The sequence below is a fragment of the Sphingomonas sp. PvP018 genome, from assembly GCF_017876865.1.
Lineage (GTDB): Bacteria > Pseudomonadota > Alphaproteobacteria > Sphingomonadales > Sphingomonadaceae > Sphingomonas > Sphingomonas aerolata.
Window position 1 is genome coordinate 2,695,511 of record NZ_JAGIOU010000001.1, and the last position, 20,116, is coordinate 2,715,626.

The 20,116-nt window shown below is 67.3% G+C and carries 24 protein-coding genes; 12 read left to right on the plus strand and 12 right to left on the minus strand.

The features are described 5' to 3' along the window. Positions 1-16: 16 nt before the first annotated feature. On the minus strand, positions 17-583 hold the full coding sequence (locus J3A66_RS11890; protein WP_209569057.1) for a TMEM165/GDT1 family protein: 567 nt from the start codon (positions 581-583) through the stop codon (positions 17-19). Between the two features lie 21 nt (positions 584-604). Next, positions 605-946, minus strand: a complete 342-nt coding sequence (locus J3A66_RS11895; RefSeq protein ID WP_042466204.1) for a hypothetical protein — start codon at positions 944-946, stop codon at positions 605-607. 205 nt (positions 947-1,151) lie between these two features. Between J3A66_RS11895 and rpmG the strand changes: the two genes are divergently transcribed. Next, positions 1,152-1,319: a 50S ribosomal protein L33 gene (rpmG, locus tag J3A66_RS11900; protein ID WP_017977469.1), complete on the plus strand. Its 168-nt coding sequence runs from the start codon at positions 1,152-1,154 to the stop codon at positions 1,317-1,319. Positions 1,320-1,426: 107 nt separating this feature from the next. Here rpmG and J3A66_RS11905 read toward each other — a convergent pair whose 3' ends face one another. Next, entirely contained in the window at positions 1,427-1,789 is a 363-nt protein-coding gene (locus tag J3A66_RS11905) for a response regulator (RefSeq protein WP_159511935.1), read from the minus strand. A gap of 39 nt (positions 1,790-1,828) precedes the next feature. On the opposite strand from J3A66_RS11905, the gene J3A66_RS11910 reads away from it, so the two are divergent. From J3A66_RS11910 to J3A66_RS11925, 4 genes are read left to right on the plus strand one after another with little or no spacing between them, the layout of a single operon-like run. Next, positions 1,829-2,110: a DUF3572 domain-containing protein gene (locus J3A66_RS11910; RefSeq protein ID WP_056673459.1), complete on the plus strand. Its 282-nt coding sequence runs from the start codon at positions 1,829-1,831 to the stop codon at positions 2,108-2,110. After that, a complete protein-coding gene (locus J3A66_RS11915) occupies positions 2,107-2,733 on the plus strand; it encodes an HAD family hydrolase (RefSeq protein WP_209569058.1) in 627 nt (208 codons plus the stop codon). Before J3A66_RS11910 ends, J3A66_RS11915 begins: the two co-directional genes overlap by 4 nt. Positions 2,734-2,766: 33 nt before the next feature. Beyond that, the gene (locus J3A66_RS11920; protein ID WP_031396590.1) at positions 2,767-3,234 is read left to right on the plus strand and encodes a RidA family protein; all 468 of its coding nucleotides are present in this window, start codon (positions 2,767-2,769) and stop codon (positions 3,232-3,234) included. Positions 3,235-3,280: 46 nt separating this feature from the next. Continuing rightward, positions 3,281-4,426, plus strand: coding sequence for a GNAT family N-acetyltransferase (locus J3A66_RS11925; RefSeq protein WP_209569059.1), 1,146 nt, complete (start codon positions 3,281-3,283; stop codon positions 4,424-4,426). On the opposite strand, the gene J3A66_RS11930 is transcribed toward J3A66_RS11925, so the two are convergent. Beyond that, a complete protein-coding gene (locus J3A66_RS11930) occupies positions 4,389-5,981 on the minus strand; it encodes a hypothetical protein (RefSeq protein WP_051916706.1) in 1,593 nt (530 codons plus the stop codon). The genes J3A66_RS11925 and J3A66_RS11930 overlap by 38 nt on opposite strands. Positions 5,982-6,100: 119 nt before the next feature. After that, complete coding sequence (locus J3A66_RS11935) at positions 6,101-7,348, minus strand: argininosuccinate synthase (RefSeq protein ID WP_236559181.1); 1,248 nt, start codon at positions 7,346-7,348, stop codon at positions 6,101-6,103. Positions 7,349-7,497: 149 nt separating this feature from the next. Here J3A66_RS11935 and J3A66_RS19540 point away from each other — a divergent pair, with 149 nt between their 5' ends. Beyond that, positions 7,498-7,887: an EF-hand domain-containing protein gene (locus J3A66_RS19540; RefSeq protein ID WP_031396586.1), complete on the plus strand. Its 390-nt coding sequence runs from the start codon at positions 7,498-7,500 to the stop codon at positions 7,885-7,887. A gap of 150 nt (positions 7,888-8,037) precedes the next feature. Here J3A66_RS19540 and J3A66_RS11945 read toward each other — a convergent pair whose 3' ends face one another. The 3 genes from J3A66_RS11945 to J3A66_RS11955 are packed head-to-tail and all read right to left on the minus strand — an operon-like array spanning position 8,038 to position 10,848. Further along, the gene (locus J3A66_RS11945; RefSeq protein WP_192098021.1) at positions 8,038-9,264 is read right to left on the minus strand and encodes a cyclopropane-fatty-acyl-phospholipid synthase family protein; all 1,227 of its coding nucleotides are present in this window, start codon (positions 9,262-9,264) and stop codon (positions 8,038-8,040) included. A gap of 49 nt (positions 9,265-9,313) precedes the next feature. Then, on the minus strand, positions 9,314-10,075 hold the full coding sequence (locus tag J3A66_RS11950) for a molybdopterin-dependent oxidoreductase (protein WP_209569060.1): 762 nt from the start codon (positions 10,073-10,075) through the stop codon (positions 9,314-9,316). Beyond that, positions 10,072-10,848 carry a cytochrome b/b6 domain-containing protein gene (locus J3A66_RS11955; protein WP_031396583.1) on the minus strand — a complete coding sequence of 259 codons (777 nt, stop codon included), beginning with the start codon at positions 10,846-10,848 and terminating at the stop codon, positions 10,072-10,074. The genes J3A66_RS11950 and J3A66_RS11955 overlap by 4 nt, the downstream gene beginning before the upstream one ends. 51 nt (positions 10,849-10,899) lie before the next feature. Between J3A66_RS11955 and J3A66_RS11960 the strand changes: the two genes are divergently transcribed. Next, entirely contained in the window at positions 10,900-11,517 is a 618-nt protein-coding gene (locus tag J3A66_RS11960; RefSeq protein WP_031439120.1) for a flavin reductase family protein, read from the plus strand. Between the two features lie 71 nt (positions 11,518-11,588). Here the strand turns inward: J3A66_RS11960 and J3A66_RS11965 are convergent, their stop codons facing one another. From J3A66_RS11965 to J3A66_RS11980, 4 genes are all read right to left on the minus strand, one after another. Continuing rightward, positions 11,589-12,347 carry a sulfite exporter TauE/SafE family protein gene (locus tag J3A66_RS11965; RefSeq protein WP_037530331.1) on the minus strand — a complete coding sequence of 253 codons (759 nt, stop codon included), beginning with the start codon at positions 12,345-12,347 and terminating at the stop codon, positions 11,589-11,591. Beyond that, the gene (gene rlmN, locus J3A66_RS11970) at positions 12,340-13,530 is read right to left on the minus strand and encodes a 23S rRNA (adenine(2503)-C(2))-methyltransferase RlmN (protein ID WP_201302611.1); all 1,191 of its coding nucleotides are present in this window, start codon (positions 13,528-13,530) and stop codon (positions 12,340-12,342) included. The genes J3A66_RS11965 and rlmN overlap by 8 nt, the downstream gene beginning before the upstream one ends. 221 nt (positions 13,531-13,751) lie before the next feature. Next, complete coding sequence (locus tag J3A66_RS11975) at positions 13,752-14,213, minus strand: invasion associated locus B family protein (RefSeq protein ID WP_234387455.1); 462 nt, start codon at positions 14,211-14,213, stop codon at positions 13,752-13,754. Positions 14,214-14,221: 8 nt separating this feature from the next. Further along, complete coding sequence (locus J3A66_RS11980) at positions 14,222-14,905, minus strand: histidine phosphatase family protein (protein ID WP_209569061.1); 684 nt, start codon at positions 14,903-14,905, stop codon at positions 14,222-14,224. A 139-nt stretch (positions 14,906-15,044) separates the two neighbouring features. Between J3A66_RS11980 and J3A66_RS11985 the strand changes: the two genes are divergently transcribed. From J3A66_RS11985 to J3A66_RS12005, 5 genes are all read left to right on the plus strand, one after another. After that, a complete protein-coding gene (locus tag J3A66_RS11985) occupies positions 15,045-15,698 on the plus strand; it encodes an outer membrane beta-barrel protein (RefSeq protein WP_031439125.1) in 654 nt (217 codons plus the stop codon). Between the two features lie 132 nt (positions 15,699-15,830). Further along, positions 15,831-16,949 carry a DNA polymerase III subunit beta gene (gene dnaN / locus J3A66_RS11990; protein ID WP_031395114.1) on the plus strand — a complete coding sequence of 373 codons (1,119 nt, stop codon included), beginning with the start codon at positions 15,831-15,833 and terminating at the stop codon, positions 16,947-16,949. A 110-nt stretch (positions 16,950-17,059) separates the two neighbouring features. Then, a complete protein-coding gene (locus J3A66_RS11995) occupies positions 17,060-17,854 on the plus strand; it encodes a Coq4 family protein (RefSeq protein ID WP_209569062.1) in 795 nt (264 codons plus the stop codon). A gap of 125 nt (positions 17,855-17,979) precedes the next feature. Next, the gene (gene recF, locus J3A66_RS12000) at positions 17,980-19,104 is read left to right on the plus strand and encodes a DNA replication/repair protein RecF (RefSeq protein WP_209569063.1); all 1,125 of its coding nucleotides are present in this window, start codon (positions 17,980-17,982) and stop codon (positions 19,102-19,104) included. Between the two features lie 99 nt (positions 19,105-19,203). Continuing rightward, positions 19,204-19,995, plus strand: coding sequence for an OmpA family protein (locus J3A66_RS12005; protein ID WP_245336811.1), 792 nt, complete (start codon positions 19,204-19,206; stop codon positions 19,993-19,995). The last annotated feature ends 121 nt before the right edge of the window (positions 19,996-20,116 follow it).

Below are 20,116 nucleotides of genomic sequence, written 5' to 3' on the forward strand. Positions count from 1 at the left end.
CTGAGTGATCGCCCCGCTAGATCAATCGCGCAGCGCTCAGGCCCAGAATGACCCCCAGGAGCACGAAAATCAGCCCGATGCCGGTGCGCAGTCGGGCGAGCGGCCATCGGCGCCACGCGGCTTCACCCATCATCGCCGCGGGGACGATCACCACCAGCGATCCGATCGTCGCGCCGACCGCCGCCAGCATCGGTACGGCACTGCGGAGCGCAAGCGCGGCCACGATGAACTGTATGCCGTCGCCAAAGGCGAGGATGAACAGCCCGAGCATGGTGGTGGCGATCGCGCCCGTGCGCCACCCGCGCAGTGGATCGGGCGCCTTGACCGGCAGGAGCGCACCGCCGCCCTGGAGGATCAGCGCGAGCGCCAGCATCAGTTGCCGCGCATTGGGGGTCAGCAGCGGCGCGACCGCGATCCCGCCCGCGACCGCCAGGCTGCCCGCGAGCAGCAGCGCGAGCGCCGCCGCGAGGATCACCAGCCGGGGCTTGCGATACCGATCGGCCAGGATCGCGGCGAGCCACGCGGTCCGATCGCCGACCTGCGCCAGCGCGGCGGCGACGAGCGCCGCCATCAGCGCATCCATCGCTAACGCGTCACGCGCGGGTCATCCCGCGAGCCGGACCGAACAGGCGGCCGCGAAGACATGGCAGGCCTGGACGTCCTGCCGCTCGCTGTAGATCGCGTCGCTCAGCGTCATCAGCCAGCCATGGACGAGCGCACCATGTTCGCCGCGCGACAGTGCCGAATCGATGAAGTGCGTGACGGTCACCGCGGGGTTCATGCCGTTGCGATGCGCGATCAGGCGGATCGCGTCGATATCGGGCGCGAGATCGGTCGCGCGGGTATAGGGCGCGCGGACGTCGATCGCGGCGATCCTGGCCGCAAGCTCGGCCTTTACCAGCGCCAGATCCTGGAATTCCGCGACTCGCTCGGCAACCTGCCCCATGATCCCGCCTCCTGTCTTTCTTATGGGATGCATCATGCGCCCATGCCGATAAAGATGCGGTTAAACACCCTCTGATGCGGGATTCCGGGGCGAATATGGGGTGATATGGTTGACTTGGCCGGCAGCATGCGCCATGCGCCGCGACAGATCGGGCGGTGGCATGCGTGCTGCCGCCCTAGCATTTTCAGCCTTAAGGATTGGGCTCATGGCCAAGCCGACTACCGTCAAGATCAAGCTCGTCAGCACCGCGGACACCGGCTTCTTCTACGTCACCAAGAAGAATCCCCGCACGAAGACCGAGAAGCTCTCGTTCAGCAAGTATGATCCCGTCGTGCGCAAGCATGTCGAGTTCAAGGAAGCCAAGATCAAGTAAGTCGACGCGGCGGCGATGCCGTCGCGCGTTTACGATGCGATCGCAAGGCCGCGGGTAGCGATACCCGCGGCCTTTGGCGTTCCTGCGCGGCAGGTCTCGTTGTTCGTTCAGATGAACGCGCGCACCGCTTCCATGAAGCGGGCGAGGCTGATCGGCTTCGAGATATAGGCGTCCGCGCCCGCGGCACGGATCCGGTCCTCGTCCTCGCGACCTGCATAGGCGGTGACCGCCATCACCGGGATCGTGCTGAGCACGTCGTCGGCCTTGAGCTCAAGGATGATCTCATAGCCGGTGACGTGCGGCATCTGGATGTCCATGATGATCAGGTCGGGGGCGAATTCGCGCGCCCGGACCACCGCCTCGCGCCCGTCGCGTACAGGTTCGGCAAGGTAATCATGCGCCCGCAAAAGGTCGCAGAATAGTTTCAGGTTGAGTTCGTTGTCCTCGACAACGAGCACCTTCTTTGCCACGCGAGCCACCATTCGTTTCAAGAAGGATGACAATAGGCAATGCGCAGCGCCGTTACAAATGAAGACGCTGAGGCCCTGGCGCTGCAAGCCCTGGTATGGACGCTGAGCGAGCCGGACCGAGCGATGCGCCTGTTGTCGGTGACCGGACTCGACCCTGCCGACCTGCGCACGCGGGCTGGGGAGCCCGCCGTGCTCGCGGCGGTACTCGGTTTCCTCGAATCGCATGAACCCGATCTTGTCGCCTGCGCCGAAACGCTCGGCATCAGGCCCGAGGCGCTGGTCCGCGCGCGGATGACGCTCGATCCGGGGTTCGAGGCATGAAGCCGCTGCTGATCAGCGATTGCGACGAAGTGCTGCTGCACATGGTCAAGCATTTCGGCACCTGGCTCGACGAGGCGCATGATATCGATTTCGAAATCGGCCACGGCGATTTCGCCAACAGCATGACGCGCCGCGACGGCGGGCCCGCGCCCACGCGCGAGGATATGTGGGCGCTGCTCGGCGGGTTCTTTCCCGCAGAGATGCACCGCCAGACTTTGGTGCCGCATGCCCGCGAGGCGCTCGCGTCGCTCGCCGAGATCGCGGACATCATGATCCTGACCAATTTGCAGGACGAATGTCGCCTGCCGCGGATCGAGCAGCTCGCCGCGTTCGACATCGCCCACCGCGTCGAGTGCAACCAGGGCGGCAAGGGCGACCCCGTCGCGCGGCTGGTCGCCGAATATGGCAACCCCGTCACCGTCTTCGTCGACGACCTTGCGGTGCATCACGAATCGGTCGCGCGGCATGCGCCGGGCGTCCACCGGCTGCACATGGTGTCCGAGCCGACGCTGGCGGGGGCGGTGCCCAAGGCGCCCGCCGCGCATGCCCGGATCGACGACTGGCGCGAGGCGGAAGCCTGGATCGCCGCGCGGTTCGCCGCCGGGGTGCCTGCGGACGCTTGACCCGCCCCCCGTGGCTGTGGTGAGACCGCGCACATGACCGATCGTATCGACCGCAAGCTCGAAGAGCTTGGCCTGACGCTGCCGCAGGCCGCCGCCCCCGTCGCATCCTATGTTCCCGCCGTCGAGGCGAATGGGCTGCTCCACATCTCCGGCCAGCTGCCGTTCAAGGACGGCCAGATCGTCACCGGTCGCCTCGGCGACGGCGTGTCGCTCGAGGACGGGCAGGACGCGGCACAGCGTTGCGCGCTGATGCTGGTCGCGCAGATGAAGGCGGCGCTCGGCTCGCTCGGCCGCGTCGAGCGGATCGTGAAGCTCGGCGTGTTCGTCAATTCGCATGGCGATTTCACCGATCAGCCCAAGGTCGCGAACGGCGCGTCCGACCTGATGGTCCAGCTGTTCGGCGAAGCCGGCAAGCATGCCCGCTCCGCGGTCGGCGTTCCCGTGCTGCCGCTGGGTGCCGCGGTCGAGATCGACGCGATCGTCCAGGTTTCCGCCGCTTGAGCCCAGCCGCTTGAGCCTGACGCCTGCGCGCCTATTTTAGGAGCGCATGACAGCCATCACCGCCCGCATCGCCCAAGGCGTTACCTCGATCGCGGCGGAGGACTGGGACGCCTGTGCCGGCGACGCGAATCCGTTCGTCGGCCACGCCTTCCTCGCCGCGCTCGAGGCCTCGAAAAGCGTCGGTGGACGATCGGGGTGGCAGGCGCTGCCGGTGGTCGTCGATGGCGACGACGGCAGGCCGGCCGGCATCGCGCCCGCCTATGCCAAGAGCCACAGCCAGGGCGAATATGTGTTCGATCAGGGCTGGGCCGATGCGTGGGAGCGGGCGGGGGGGCAGTATTACCCCAAATTACAGATCGCCGCGCCGTTCAGCCCGGTGCCCGGCCCACGCCTGCTCCTGCGCGACCCGGCAGTTGCGCCCGCGCTGATCGCCGCGCTCGAGGCGGTGACCGACCAGAGCGGGCTGTCCTCCGCGCATGCGACCTTCATCGCTCCCGCCGAAGTCGCGCTGTTCGAGGCCGCCGGATGGCTGATCCGTCAGGGCACGCAGTTCCACTGGACGAATGAGGGCTATGCGAGCTTCGACGATTTCCTCGCCGCCCTCGCCAGCCGCAAACGCAAGGCGATCCGCAAGGAGCGCGCCGCCGCGGTCGAGGGGCTGACGATCCGCCATCTGACGGGCGCGGAGATCACGCCCGCGCACTGGGACGCGTTCTGGGTCTTCTACCAGGACACGGGCAGCCGCAAATGGGGCCAGCCCTATCTGACGCGCGCCTTTTTCGACCGGATCGGTCAGACGATGGGCGACCGGGTGCTGCTGATCCTCGCCGAGCGTGACGGCGTGCCGATCGCGGGGGCGCTCAACCTGATCGGTGCGGACACGCTCTACGGCCGCTATTGGGGCGCGACCGAGGAGGTGCCGTTCCTCCATTTCGAGCTATGCTATTACCAGGCGATCGACGCGGCGATCGCGCGCGGGCTGACGACGGTCGAGGCGGGCGCGCAGGGCGAACACAAGCTCGCGCGCGGCTATGCGCCGGTCGCGACCTATTCCGCGCATTACATCCCGGATCCGGGCTTCCGCCGCGCGATCGCCGATTTCCTCGTCCGCGAACGCGAGGCGGTCGCCTCCGACCGCGAGTATCTTGGCGAGCTTACTCCGTTTCGGCGGGCGGAACCGCCGACCGGTTGACCTTGTACAGCACGCTGGTGCCGTCGCGGCGGATCGGGGTCAGGTCGCGGATCAGCGCGGGGTCGAACGCCGGCGGGTGGATCAGCCAGACATAATCGAACGCGTCGCGGGGGAAATGCTCTAGCGCCATCGCGATCGGCCGCCAGAACTGGCCACGACAGCGGATATCCGTAACGATTTCGGACGGATCATGCGCGAAGCCGCGCGCGATCGGATAGCGCGTCGTCATCAGCTGTCCGCCCGCCATCGACCACTGGTCGTTGGTGAAGGCCAGCCGCCGCTCGAGCAGCAGCGCCGGGACATGCTCGAGCCGCGAATAGGCCCAGTCGTCGCGACAGCGGCGCCCGACGAACGAGACCACGCGCGCCCGCTCGGGCACGGTGTCGATCGCCGCGATCGCCTGGTCGTAGCTGCGGTCATAGATCAGGAAGCTGATCGTGGTGCCCGCCAGCCGGACCGCGAAGAAGCTGAACCCCAGCACCGCCAGCGTCGCGGCACCGCGCAGCGAGAGGCGGTTGCGCGGGCGCAGCGCGATGATCGCGAACGCCAGCATGAACGGCGCGAGGCGCATGTCGGCATAGGCCGAGCCGAATACGATGCGCGGCAACAGGATATAGACGAGCGCGAGGAACAGCGCGGACAGCGCGAGATTGCGCGAATATTCGATGGTCTGGTCGCGCACGCCGCGGAACAGGATCACGAACAGCACGGTGACCGACGCGATGTCGAACGCCATCCAGCGATCGCGCAGGACCATCGTGATCCAGTTCATCTTCCAGCGCCAGTTGAACCAGTCCTGCGTCTTGCCGGTGACGTGGTCGCCCGACCGCCACAGCACCATCATCACCATCGGCAGCGCCAGCGGGATACAGCTGAGCCCGGCGCGGATGAACGCGCCGATCCAGCCCTTGATCGCGCCTTCGCCGCGCACCCCGGTCTTGCGGATGTCGTGCTGGCGGATCAGCTCGGCGGAGAAGGCGAGCACGCCCAGCACGCCCCAGCCGAAGGTATGGCACAGCCAGAGCAGGCAGGATCCGGGCACGAACAGGATCGTGCGCAGCCGCAGCCGCTCGAGCCGCCCGAGGCGGAGCCACAGCGCGAACATGTTGAGCGCGAGCGCCATCGCCAGCGCGAAGTTCACGAAGCCGAACTGGAACGGATAGCTATAGGCGAGCGGCAGCGCGAACAGCGCGGTCGCCGGGATCCGGCCATGCACTTCGCGCGCGATCCAGAGCAGTCCGGTGACGGTAAGCGCGGGGATCGCCATGACGATCAGCTTCACCGCGAGCTGCAACCCGAAGATCGGCGCAAGCGGCACGATCAACAGGTCGATGCCGAGATTGCCGATCAGCTGCCAGCGGAAATCATACCATTGGCTGAGCCAGGGATTGTCGCCGATCGCGAGCTGGACGCGGTAGCGCCCCATATGCCCGGGCAGATCGACCAGCGGCGGCACCTCCGGCCACAGCAGCGGGATGATCGATGCCAGCGCGACGCACGCGACGAACGTGCGCGTCTGCCACCAGTGAAGTTCCGTTGTTGTCCCCCGCGCCATCCCTCGACGCCTAGCGCCGCAGGGGGGCATTCGACAAGCGCCGACCGCGCCGCATTGCGACGGAATACACCGCCAGGGCTTCCGGCCCCCGAGCGTCGGGGGACGGGAGCCGGTATCGCTCACACCTGGTCGCGACGGCCCAACAGGCGCAGGCGCAGTGCGTTCAGCTTGATGAAGCCGGCCGCGTCGCGCTGGTCATAGGCGCCCTGATCGTCCTCGAACGTCACGACCTTTTCCGAATAGAGCGAGTTGGGCGACTTGCGGCCGACCACATACACGCCGCCCTTGTAGAGCTTCAGCCGGACGGTACCCGACACCTTCTCCTGGCTGTGATCGATCGCCGCCTGCAGCATCTCGCGCTCGGGCGAGAACCAGAAGCCGTTGTACAGCAGCTCGGCATAGCGCGGCGCGAGCTCGTCCTTCAGATGCGCCGCGCCGCGGTCGAGCGTCAGCTGCTCGATACCGCGGTGCGCGAGGTGATAGATGGTACCGCCCGGTGTCTCGTACATGCCGCGGCTCTTCATCCCGACGAAGCGGTTCTCGACCAGGTCGAGGCGGCCGATGCCGTGACGGCGGCCATAGTCGTTGAGAGTCGACAGCAGGGTCGCCGGGCTCATCCCCTCGCCGTTGATCGCGACGCCGTCGCCACGCTCGAAATCGATCGTGATGTACTCGGGGACGTCGGGCGCGTCCTCGGGGTTCACCGTGCGCGAATAGACATAGTCCGGCACCTCGTCCCACGGATTCTCGAGCACCAGCCCCTCGGACGAGGTGTGGAGCATGTTCGCATCGGTCGAGAAGGGTGCCTCGCCGCGCTTGTCCTTGCTGACCGGGATCTGGTGCTGTTCGGCGAACTCGATCAGCTTGGTGCGGCTGGTCAGGTCCCATTCGCGCCACGGCGCGATCACCTTGATGTCGGGCGACAGCGCATAATAGCCGAGCTCGAAGCGGACCTGGTCGTTGCCCTTGCCGGTCGCGCCGTGGCTGACCGCGTCGGCGCCAACCATCCGGGCGATCTCGATCTGGCGCTTGGCGATCAGCGGGCGCGCGATCGACGTGCCGAGCAGGTACAGCCCCTCGTACAGCGCGTTCGACCGCATCATCGGGAACACGTAATCGCGCACGAATTCCTCGCGCAGATCGTCGACGAAGATGTGCTCGGGCTTGACGCCCATCATCTCGGCCTTGGCGCGTGCGGGCTCGAGTTCCTCGCCCTGGCCCAGATCGGCGGTGAAGGTGACGACTTCGCAGTTGTAGGTCTGCTGGAGCCATTTCAGGATCACGCTGGTGTCGAGGCCGCCCGAATAGGCGAGGACGACCCGATTGATGCCGGCGTCGCCGGCGGCGCGGTTGATCTGATCGGTCACGGGCAAGATCCTTTGGGCAATATCCAATGCCCGCGCCCCTATGCGCTGGACGCCCTGCATGCAACCGGAGCATGCAACCCGCCGCATTCATGGCGCGTACAACCAACCCGCGCTACGTGCGCCCCCAGATCATTTGGAGTGTACCGACCGTGCTACGTCAAACGCTTACCCTGTTCGTCCTCGCCGGCCTCGCGACGCCCGCGCTGGCGCAGGAGACCCGCGCCTCCGTTTCCGCCAAGTTCAAGGCCGAGTTCGCCGCGCGCGATACCAACAAGGACGGCGTCCTGACGCGCGCCGAGGTCCAGGCGGGGATCAGCCAGATGAAGGTCGGGCCGGGGCGCCCGGATCCGGTCCACGCCAAGCGGCTCGCCGAACTGTGGTTCAGCAGCGCCGACACCAACAAGGACGGGAAGGTCACGCAGCCCGAGGCCCAGGCACTGCTCGCCGCGACCTTTGCGAAATATGACGCGAACAAGGACGGCAAGATCGGCGGCGACGAGCGGTCGGCCGCGAAATCGCAGATGCAGGGCAGCCGCTGAGGCCACCTTTATAGTATCGTCATCCCCGCGGAGGCGGGGATCCAGACAGGCTGGCCTTTCGGTTCCATCACCGGAGCCTGCCAGTCTGGATTCCCGCCTTCGCGGGAATGACGAACGTACGGATCTTACCCTGCGCCAAGCGGCGGGAAATCAGCCCGAGCGCAACGCCCGTTCACCCTCGATCATATAGTCGCGTGTCAGCGGCAACGTCATCCGGCTCTTCGACAGCTGGATCTGGTAATTGACCATCCCCCCGGTCCGGAACGCCGCGGCGGCACCCGCGAGGTAGAAGGTCCACATCCGGTAGAAGCGCTCGTCATACAACGCGACGATCGCGTCCTTCGCCGCCACCGTCCGGTCGTACCAATGGTCGATCGTCAGCGCGTAATGGACGCGCAGCACCTCGATATCGGTCGGGAAGAACTTCAGCCCCTCATAGCCGCGGACGATCTCCGAAAGCGCGGGGTTGTAGCCGCCGGGGAAGATATATTTGGTCGTGAAGGTGTCGGTCACGCCGGGCCCGCCCATGCGGCCGATCGTGTGGAGCAGCATCACCCCGTCTGCGCTCAGCAGGTCGCGGCACTTGCGGAAGAACGTCTTGTACTGCGGCGGGCCGACATGCTCGAACATGCCGACCGACACGATCCGGTCGAACGTGCCCGTCAGCGCGCGATAGTCGATCAGCTCGAACTTCACCTTGTCCGCGACGCCGGCCTCCTCGGCGCGGCGCCGCGCGACCTTCAGCTGTTCCTCGCTCAGCGTGACGCCCAGGACCTGGGCCCCGGTCTTGGCGTGCAGGTACAGCGCCATGCCGCCCCAGCCGCAACCGATGTCTAGCACGCGCATGCCGGGCTGGATCGCGAGCTTGGCGGCGATATGCGCCTTCTTGTCGTCCTGCGCCTGTTCGAGGCTGTTGCCGGCATCGGTGAAGTACGCGCACGAATATTGGCGATCGGCGTCGAGGAACAGGTCGTACAGCCGGTCCGACAGGTCGTAATGATGCGCGACGTTCTTCTTCGACCGGCGTGCCATGTTCACCCGGTCGACGCGGTGGACGACCTTGTCGAGCAGCTTGATCGGCAGCGAGGGGTTGAGCCCGCCACCGCGCTCCCACGGGCTGTTGCCCTTGAGCAGGTTGACGAGGTCACGGATGTCGCCACGCTCGATCACCAGGCGGCCGTCCATGAACGCTTCCGCCGCGCCCAGCGCCGGGTGGCGGACGATCGCGCCCGCAACACCGGGGGCGGTGAGACGGATGGTGACGGGGTTGTAGGCAGGGTCGGGCGTGCCGAACTGCTTGGTGGTACCGTCCGCGTGGATCAGCGTGAGTTCGCCGGTTTTTACCTGCCGGGCGAGAAAGCGATCGAATAGGGCCATGTCGCGTTAGCTAATGACTGGTACGGAAATGCGCCACCCCCGGGCGGCGTCAGATCCCCGCATACCAATCATAATCCACATTATCTTCCCAATAGCCGCCCTTGCCCTTGCCGATCCCGGCCAGGCTGGCGACGGCGTCTATCGCCATGATATATTTGGCATGTTTGTATCCGAGCTGGCGTTCGACGCGCAGCCGGACGGGCGCGCCGTGCGCGACGTCCAGAACCTGGTCATTCAGCGCCCAGGCGAGGATCGTCTGTGGGTGGAATGCGTCGATCAGGTCGATCGACTCGTAATAGGGCGTGCCCCGGTACAGGTCGGCGCAGGTGAAGACGATGTAGCGCGCGGTGTCGCGGATCCCCGCGGCCTGCAACAGCGTGGCAAGCTTCGGGCCCTGCCACTTGGCGATCGCCGACCAGCCTTCGACACAGTCGTGCCGCGTGATCTGCGCGCGCGCGGGCATCTGGCGGAGCTGCGGCAGCGAGAGCGACAGCGGCCGGTCGACCAGCCCGCCGACGCGCAACCGATAGTCCGCGAAGTTGTTCACCAGCATCTCGGTATAGGCCGGGGTACCGGGGTTGCGCGTGCCGTTCGACCGGAAGATCGGCGACATCTGCGCCGCGCTGAACTCGGGGACGAGCGCGTTGCGATCGGTCAGCGCACGTTGCAGCCCGCGGTTCATCTCTTCGCCCATGAACAGGATCTTGCGCGCCTCGGGATGCTGGATGATCTTGTCGCACCCGGTGAGCAACGCGCCGGCGCCGACCGCCGCGCCCGCGACCAGCGAGCGGCGGGTGATGATGGTGCTCATGCGGCGTCCTCCCCGGTATGCGCGGGGACGTGCCCCGGAACGGTAAAGCGTCCGGTGATCATCGACCGCACCTCGTTCCACGCGCCCGCCAGGATCACGAGCGCGAGGTGGGCGATGATGAACAGCACGAGCGCGACCATCGCGATGAAGTGGATCGACCGCGCCGACTGCCGCCCGCCGAAGATGTCGAGCAGCCACGGCCACGCGGCATCCATCGCCGGCGACATCGCCAGCCCGGTGAGGATCATCACCGGCAGCAGGATGAAGATCGTCGCGACATAGGACAGCTTCTGCAGGATGTTGTACGCGGCCGGCCGCTTCGGATCGTGAAAGCGCAGCGCCAGATGCTCGCGCACGTCATGCGCCACCTCGCGCGGCGCAAGCTCGCCCGCCCGGACGCGAAGGTCGCGCTGGAAATGCCGGTTGAACAGGCTGACGATCATGAAGCCGAGCAGCGCGAACGACAGGACCAGCGCGAAGAACAGGTGCCAGCGGCGCGAAATGGCGAGGTTGTAGCTCGCCGGAATCGTCAGCAGGTTGATCAGCGTCACCACCCAGCCCGGCCATTGGTCGAGCGTCGTCCACGCCTGATCGAAGTTCGCACCATAACGGCCCCAGTAGAATCGCGGATGCGCCTTCAAGATGCCGATCCCGCTGCCGATCATGATGAACATCGCCACCGCGGTGATCCAGTGCCACAGCCGCGTCGCGATCCGGTGGCGTTTGATGACGGTGACAGGGGCAGTGGCGATAGGGCGGGCGGGATCGTTCATGCTTGGCCTTCGCTTTAGGCGACAAGCTCCGACCATAGCAGGGATACGCGTATGACCGAATGGCATTCTTACGAACCGGCGAGCGGCCATCGCCTGCCGCACGATCCGCTCAACGCGATCGTCGCGCCGCGCCCGATCGGCTGGGTGAGCACGCTGTCGGCGGACGGCGTGCCCAATCTCGCGCCCTACAGCTTCTTCAACCTGTTCAACTACACCCCGCCGCTGATCGGCTTTTCGTCGATGGGGTGGAAGGACAGCGTCGCCAACATCGCCGCGACCGGCGAATTCGTCTGGAACCTCGTCAGCCGCGATCTTGGCGAGGCGATGAACGCGACCGCGGCCAATGTCGCAGCGGACGTCGACGAATTCGCGCTCGCGGGGCTCGAGACGCTCGCGTCGCTGCACGTGAAGCCGCCGCGCGTCGCCGCGAGCCGTGCGCAGTTCGAATGCAAGGTGACGCAGATCGTCCGGCTGGAAACCAAGGAGGGGCGCGAACTCGACCAGTGGCTGGTGCTCGGCGAGGCGGTTGCGATCCATATCGACCCGGCGATGCTCGACGACGGCGTGTACCAGACCGCGCGCGGCGAACCGATCCTGCGCGGCGGCGGCCCGGCGGATTATTTCGCGATCACCGAGGAGTCGCTCTTCAAGATGCGCCGACCGGGCTGACCTGAGGAGGTTGGTTCACCCGCGAAGGCGGGTGCCCAGACTGGATCCCCGCTTTCGCGGGGAAACAATTCTCAGCCATACGCTCGCCAGAAGAACACGATCGTCGTCGCGATCGTCACCAGCAGCGTCCACACCCGAATGACCTTGGCGGGCAGCACCAGCCCGAGCTTCGCGCCGAAATGCCCGCCGACGATCCCGCCGAGGAGCATCGGTATGCACAGCGCCCAATAGACCATGCCGGTGGCGATGAAGATGATCGTTGCCGCCAGATTGGCGACCGCGAGCATCAGCGTGCGCGGTGCCGCAAGCATGGCGGGCGTTGCGCCCGACAACAGCCCCCAGGCGGCGGTCAGCATCAAGCCGACCCCGCCGCCGAAATAGCCGCCATAGACGCCCAGCATCGCCTGCACAGCGACGAGCGATTTCGGTCCGATCTCGACCCGCGACCGCAGCCAGAGCGACGCCTGCGTGCCGAACGCGATCGCCAGCGTCGCGAACAGCAGCAGCCACGGCACGATCAGGTCGAACGCGCGCGCCGAGGTCGCCACGAGCAACAGGCTGCCGACGAGCCCGCCGACGAAGGTGATTCCCGCCATCGTCCGCATGCCGACGCCCGACACCGGCTCCAGCCCGTGCCGGTAGGTCCATGCGCTCGCCATCGCGCCGGGCTGGAGCGAGACGTTGCTCGTCGCATTGGCGAAGGTCGACGGCACGCCCAGCCCGATCAGCGCGGGCATCGTCGCGAAACTGCCGCCACCCGCCAGCGCGTTCATCGCGCCGCCCAGCAACCCCGCACCCGCCGCCAGTGCCACCACACCCAAATCAGGCAAGCGCGGCTTCGCGATCGAGTTGCGCGCGGCTTTTCTTCTCCGACGCGGTCTTCAGCTGCCCGCACGCCGCATCGATGTCGCGACCGCGCGGGGTGCGCACCGGCGCCGAAATGCCTGCACCGAACACGATGCTGGAGAACGACTTGATCCGCTCGGGCGTCGAACATTCATAGGTCGCGCCCGGCCAAGGGTTGAACGGGATCAGGTTCACCTTGGCGGGCAATTCATATTTGCGCAGCAGCCGGACGAGTTCGTGCGCATCGGCGTCCGAATCATTCTTGTCCTTCAACATCACATATTCGAACGTGATCCGGCGGGCATTGTTGGTGCCGGGATAGTCCGCGCACGCCTGCAGCAGTTCCTCGATGCCGTATTTGCGGTTGAGCGGCACGATCTCGTCGCGCACCTCCTTGGTCACCGCGTGGAGCGACACCGCGAGGTTCACGCCGATCTCAGCACCCGCGCGCGCCATCATCGGCACCACGCCGCTGGTCGACAGCGTGATCCGGCGGCGGCTGAGCGCGAGCCCCGCACCGTCCATCACCAGCTTCAGCGCATCGCGGACATTCTCGAAATTATACAGCGGCTCGCCCATCCCCATCATCACGATGTTGGTGAGCATCCGCCCCTCGGGCTGGCTCGGCCATTCGCCGAGCGAATCGCGCGCGAGCATCACCTGGCCGACGATCTCGGCGGGCGTCAGGTTGCGCACCAGCCGCATCGTGCCGGTGTGGCAAAAGGTGCAGTTGAGCGTGCAGCCGACCTGGCTCGACACGCACAAGGTGCCGCGATCCGCGTCGGGGATGAAGACCATCTCGTAATCCTGCGCGTCGTCGCTGCGCAGCAGCCATTTGCGCGTGCCGTCGGTCGACACCTGCGCCTCGACCACATTGGGCCGGCTGATCACGAAGCGCTGCTCGAGCCACGGGTGCATCGTCTTCGAGATGTCGGTCATCGCCGAAAACTCGGTCGCGCCGCGATTGTAGATCCAGTGCCACAGCTGTTTTGCGCGCAGCTTGGCCTGTTTTTCCTCGAGCTGCGACGTCTCCAGCGCCATGCGCAGATCGGCGAGCGACAGCCCGAGCAGGTCGATACGCCCGTCGCTGCGCGGCACGAAGCTGCGGGGAACGGGCACGGGATCGATGTGCCCGGGGATGGGCATGAGGTTCGCGGCGGTCTGCATGGCCGGGCGCATAGCGGAATTTTGCCGATTTTTCTACAGGCTGCGTGGAGCGAAGCGTTGCCGCCATGATCACCACGCATAGCCCCACACAATAACACCTCCCCGGCGAAGGCCGGGGCCCAGTTGGGGGACGGAGGTAAGGACGGCCAGCCCGTCGTTACGACCACCTTTCCACCTGGGCCCCGGCCTCCGCCGGGGAGGCGCAGATGTTGGGCGCGCTCTTATCCCCCGCGACACGCCAGCACCGCGGCATCGATCGCGGTCGCCGCGCCCGACAGCGCATAGACATCCGCGAACGGCCGACCACCGACGCCGACCGCCTCGACGCTCATGCTCCGCCCCGATCGCAGCGCGGCGACGATCGCGCGGTCGCTAGGGGCATCGCTCGCCCATGCGTCCAGCCCGTTCGCGACCAGCGCGAACCGGCGTTCGCCGACCGTCAGCGTCACCCCGGCGGAGCGATCGCGCTCGCGGCTGAGGCGGATGTACAGCGAGGCGCGCAGGCCGCGCTTCGGCCAGGTCGCGATGGTCGCGAAACCCGTCGTGCGCCCACCCGCCATCACCGGCCGCGCGATCGCGTAGCAGCGCGGCGGCGCCGCGTCGCGGAATGCGCCCCACCCCCGGTAGATGCCGATCGTGTCGCGCGCCGTCGCCGGTGTCGCGACCGCGAAGGCCAGCAGCACCGCCAGCCTCACGCGGGGGCGAAGCCGGTGCCGCGGTGCGGGACGGTCGCGCGGCCCTGCTCGACCAGCGTCACCGACCCCTGCGGCAACCCGGGCGCAACCGCGGCGCCGAGGACCGGATCGACCGGCGCACCCGTCATCGCGCCCAGCATCACGCGGCTCGAAATCCCGTGCATGATCACCAGCCGGTCGCCCGGGTCCTGCGCAGTGTCCGCCAGCCAGCCGCCGACCCGTGCGGCGATCTGCGGATAGGTCTCGCCGTCGGGCGCGGGCTTCAGCGTGCCGCCGGGCATCATCACCGGTCCGACCTCGTCGACCACATCGGCATAATAGCGGCCCCCCCACGACCCCATGTCGATCTCGACCAGCCGTGGGTCGGTGCGCGCATCGTGCCAGTCGAGCTCGAGATGCTCGCAGATCACCGCCAGCGTCTGCAGCGCACGCCCGGTCGGCGACGACCACAGCGTCAGCGCAGGCCTGGCCCCGAGCAGGTCCCGCAGCGCACCACCAAGCTCGTCGGCCTGCGCGAATCCGGCGCGCGTCAGCGGCGTGTGCGCGGCATTACCCTGCAACCGGTGCGCGGCGTTGAACACGGTTTCGCCGTGCCGCGCGACGAAATCCCGGCCAAGCCTGACGGGCGGTTTGCCGGTTGGACCGAGGTCCGCTGCACGTTGCCGAGGGCTTGGAATCATGGCCCGCATTTCAACCCCCTGTTGCGCAAAAGCAACGGATTTCCGTGTTTATCTGGGGTTCATGCAACGCCTGGCGGATTGGTCCATTGGAGCCATCCACCCCGCGTTCGGGGGTGACGAAGATCAATGGAGTATCCCAATGCGTAAGCTTATCGCCGCATCGCTGTTCGCGACCACCGCCGTCGCCGCCCCCGCGCTGGCACAGACCAACCCGACCTTCACCGGCCCGCGCGTCGAAGCCACGCTCGGCTACGACCACACTGGCGCCGGCAGCAGCGTGTCCAACAACAACGGGCGCGACGACCAGAAGATCGACGGCCTGCTGTACGGCGGCGGCATCGGCTACGACATCGCGACCTCGAGCAACATCGTGCTCGGCGCCGAGGCCGAACTGACCGGTTCGACCGCAAAGAGCGACCGCAACGACTATACCAGCGACTTCGGCTTCGGTCGCGTCAAGCAGGGCCGCGACATCTATGTCGGTGGCCGCGTCGGCTATGTCGTCGCGCCGACGACCATGATCTACGCGAAGGGCGGCTACACCAACGCCAAGCTGAACGTGCTCGCGGGCGACACCAACCAGACCACCGACACCGACTTCAACCTCGACGGCTGGCGGATCGGCGCGGGTGCCGAGCATGCGGTCGGCCCGAACAGCTATGCCAAGCTCGAATATCGCTATTCGAACTATGAGCGCAGCAACATCGACTATGCGACCGGCGGCACCAGCGGCCGATTCGACGTCGACACCGATCGTCATCAGGTCGTTGCCAGCTATGGCTTCCGCTTCTGATTGCGGTTTAACGCGACGTTTACCGTGATCAAAGAAGGGTCGGGGCGCTTGCTCCGACCCTTTATTGTTGGGTAAGCCATCTGCGGATTGCCCCCAGCCCCGAATCCGGCTGTGGAGGCCGGGGGAATTTTGATGAAGGCGACGATCGAACGCGCAACGCTCCTCAAGGGGCTGAGCCATGTCCAGTCCGTGGTGGAACGGCGCAACACCATCCCCATCCTGTCGAACGTGCTGATCGAGGCGACTGCCGAGGGTACGCTGAAGCTGATGGCGACCGATCTGGATCTGCAGATCAACGAATCGATTGCAGCCGCCGTCGATCAGCCGGGCGCGACCACCGTGTCCGCGCACACACTGTTCGACATCGCGCGCAAACTGCCCGAGGGCAGCCAGGTCCAGCTCGCCGCCTCCGAAGGCCGGATGAGCATCATCGCGGGCCGCGCGCGCTTCTCGCTCGGCACGCTGCCGCGCGACGATTTCCCGGTGATCGCGGAAGGCGAACTGCCGACCCAGTTCGAACTGCCCGCCGAGACATTGAAGCAGATCATCGACAAGACGCGCTTCGCGATCTCGACCGAAGAGACGCGCTATTATCTCAACGGCATCTTCCTCCACGTCGCAGACGGCGACAGCGCGAACCCGGTGCTGAAGGCCGCCGCGACCGACGGTCACCGCCTCGCGCGCGTCACGCTGCCGCGGCCCGAGGGCGCCGAATCGATGCCCGACGTGATCGTGCCGCGCAAATGCATCGCGGAGCTCCGGAAGCTGCTGGACGAGGTCGACGGGTCGGTCGGCGTCTCGCTGTCGCCGACCAAGATCCGCTTCGACCTTGGGCAGGCGATCCTGACCTCGAAGCTGATCGACGGTACCTTCCCCGATTACAGCCGCGTGATCCCGACCGGCAACGACAAGATCCTCAAGATCGACCCCAAGAGCTTCATGGAAGGCGTCGACCGCGTGTCGACCATCGCCACCGAGAAGACCCGCGCCGTCAAGATGGCGCTCGACCGCGACAAGATCACGCTGTCGGTGACCTCGCCCGAAAACGGCACCGCCGCCGAGGAAGTTCCCGGCGATTATGTCGCGCTCCCGTTCGAGATCGGCTTCAACAGCCGCTATCTGATGGACATCCTCGCGCAGATCGATGGCGACATGGTCGAGGTCCACCTCGCCGACGCCGCCGCCCCGACGCTGATCCGCGAAAACGACAAGTCGCCCGCGCTCTACGTGCTGATGCCGATGCGCGTCTGACCGGCGCACGCCGGCGATCGCGTGAAAGGCCAGCCTGCGGGGTGGCCTTTTTCGTTTGAAGGCTAGAGCGGATCTGATACTGACATTGCTGTTAGTAAGGAGTCGACTCGATGGCGAAGCTTCCTCCCGTTCCCGGTACGACCGGTCGTCGCGACTGGCGGACCGCGATGGATGCGATCCGGAAGCTCCTCGCCAATGGCGACGACACGACTCAGGTGTTCCGGATCATGCGCGCGCTGAACGTCGGCAACGCGCCGATGAACTATGCGCGGCTGATCGCGACCGAGCGGGGCGGGCGGATCGCCTATGATCAGGTCGAGCTGGCGCGGCGCTTCTCCGATCCGGCGTTCGTCGCGAGCTTTGCGCCCGGCACGGTCGGCGCGGCCTATCGCCATTTCCTGGAGACGACGGGCTATTCGGCGGACGGGCTCGTCGAGGTGTCGCGGCTGGTGCCGAGCGAGGACGATCTGGCGCATCCCTATGCATGGTTCGGCCGGCGGGTGCGCGACACGCATGACATCTGGCACGTGCTGACCGGCTACAAGGCGGACGAGAGTCTGGGCGAGGCGGCGCTCGTCGCGTTCAGCTATGCGCAGGTCGGCGGGCTCGGCTGGGCGCTGATCGGGTCGGCGGCGGCGCTCAAGAGCCTCCGCGTCACCGGCAATGGCTTGTTCGCAAAGGCGGTCTGGGAAGGCTATCGCAATGGCCGCAAGGCACACTGGATTTCGGGCGAGGATTATCTGACCCTGCTGCACGAGCCGCTCGATGCGGCACGCGCGCGGCTCGGGATCGCGACGCCGGTCGCCTATCTGCACGCGCAGCGCGAACTCGGTCCCGTGCTCGCCTCCTATCTGAGCGCGCAGAAGGCGGGAGCGGGCACCGGGCCCGAGCGGATCGCCGCCTGACGCGAAGGCTGACAGCGCACCGGGTCTGTCGCGGGCGGTCCTGACCAGACCGATCGCCGACTTCGCTCAGGGCGAACGGAAAAGGGCGATGCACTCGGCTGCAAAACTCCTTTAAGGCCGGTGCGATGCTGTCGCGCCTCGTCCTCACCGATTTCCGCAATCATGCCGACCTGACGCTCCAGCCGGGGGCGGGGTTCGTGGTGCTGACCGGCGCGAACGGCGCGGGCAAGACCAACATCCTCGAGGCGGTCTCGCTGCTCGCCCCCGGCCGGGGGCTGCGCCGGGCTGCGCTTGGCGAGATGGCGCGGCAGGGCGGTGCGGGCGGTTTCGGCGTCGCGGCGACGCTCTGCCCCTCCGCGCGAGGTGAGACTTCCGTAGCTGGGGCCGAACGCGACCAGCATGCCGACGCTGGTAGCCACATCGGCGATGTCGATATCGCGACCGGCGCGCTGACCTCGGCGCCCGAGCGCCGCATCGTCCGCGTCCAGGGTGCGACCACCACCGCCAATACGCTCGCCGAATGGCTGACGGTGCTGTGGCTCACCCCCGCGATGGACCGGCTGTTCGTCGCCCCCGCGGGCGAACGCCGCGGATTTCTCGACCGGCTGACGCTCGCGCTCGCACCCGGGCATGCGCATCATGCCGCGCGCTACGAGGCGGCGATGCGCGCGCGCAACCGGCTGCTCGGCGACGACGGCCGTCCCGATGGCGACTGGCTGTCCGCGCTCGAGGCGCAGATGGCCGACCATGGCGACGCGCTCGATGCCGCGCGCCGCGAGACGGTCGACCTGCTCGGGGCGCGGCTGGCGGGCGAGACGGACGGCGCATTTCCGCGTGCAGGCCTCGCGCTCGACGGCTGGGCCGGCAATGCAGCGCCACTCGCGGTGGCGCTGGCGCAGGGTCGCGCGCGCGATGCCGCTGCCGGGCGGACCCTGGTCGGGCCGCACCGTGTCGACCTGATCGTCACGCACCACGACAAGGCGCGCGCCGCGTCGCTCGCCTCGACCGGCGAGCAGAAGGCGCTGCTGCTCGGCATCGTCCTCGCGCATGCCGAGCTGGTCGCCGAGCGGACCGGCCAGCCCCCGGTCCTGCTGCTCGACGAGGTCGCCGCGCATCTCGATCCGGCGCGGCGCGCGGCACTGTTCGATCGGCTGGCGGGGCGCGGGCAGGTGTGGATGACCGGCACCGAAGATGCGCTGTTCGATGCGATCGACGCGCAGGCGACGCGGATCGCGGTCGGGCCTGGCTGAACGCGCGCTGTCGATGCGCGTCACGAGGGGTTCAAGCGGGCGCGGGCACATCCCGGTCCATCGCGCCCCGGTCCATAGCGGGGGCGACGGAGAGACATGATGAAGACGACTATCGCACGCGCCGCATTCGGACTGGTCATGATCGCGGCAACCACCGCACCGGCATTCGCGCAGGCACGCTATGACATGAACAACCCGCCCTGGTCGCGCCCCGGTTACAGGCTGGCGGGCGCGGGCGTGCCGATCCTGTTTCCCGAACTCCGCAATACCGCGCGGGGCCGTGCGTTCGTGATGCCCAATTTCGATGCAAACGGCGATGGTCGGATCAACCGGCAGGAAGCCGGTGACGCCAACCGGGAATTCGCCCGCATCGCCGGGCCGCGTCGCGACCGGTTCGACTGGGACGCCTATGGCCGCGACCCGGGTGGCTATCGCGGCGACCGCGGCGGCGGCACCACTGTGGTCGAGACCAGCACGACGTGGGACCGCGGCGCGATGCGCAACTATGGCTTCCGCCAGACGCCACGCGGCGCGACGCTGACCCTGCAGGAGGACGTGCTGTTCCGCACCGACAGCGCGGTGCTGCGCCCCAGCGCGATCGAGAAGCTGCGCCCGCTCGCGCGCTATCTGCGCGGCAATCCGGGCGTCCGCGTGGCGATCGACGGCTTTACCGACTCGCGCGGCACCAATGCGCACAACCAGGATCTGTCCGAGCGCCGCGCGGCAAGCGTCCGCCAGGCGTTCGACGACATGGACGTCGTCCGCGCCCGCTTCAGCGTCGTCGGCCATGGCGAGCGCCAGCCGGTTGCGACCAACGCGACCGCGGCGGGCATGCGCCTCAACCGCCGCGTCGAAGTGACCCTGCTCGGCCAGCGCGCCGACCGCTTCTGAGGGCGACCTCCCTCTCCCCCGAGGGGAGAGGGGCAGGCCTGCCTCCACCACCCCGGCGAAGGCCGGGGCCCAGGTGGGGGACGTCATCTGACGGAAGGCGTCGCTGCGTTACGACCACCTT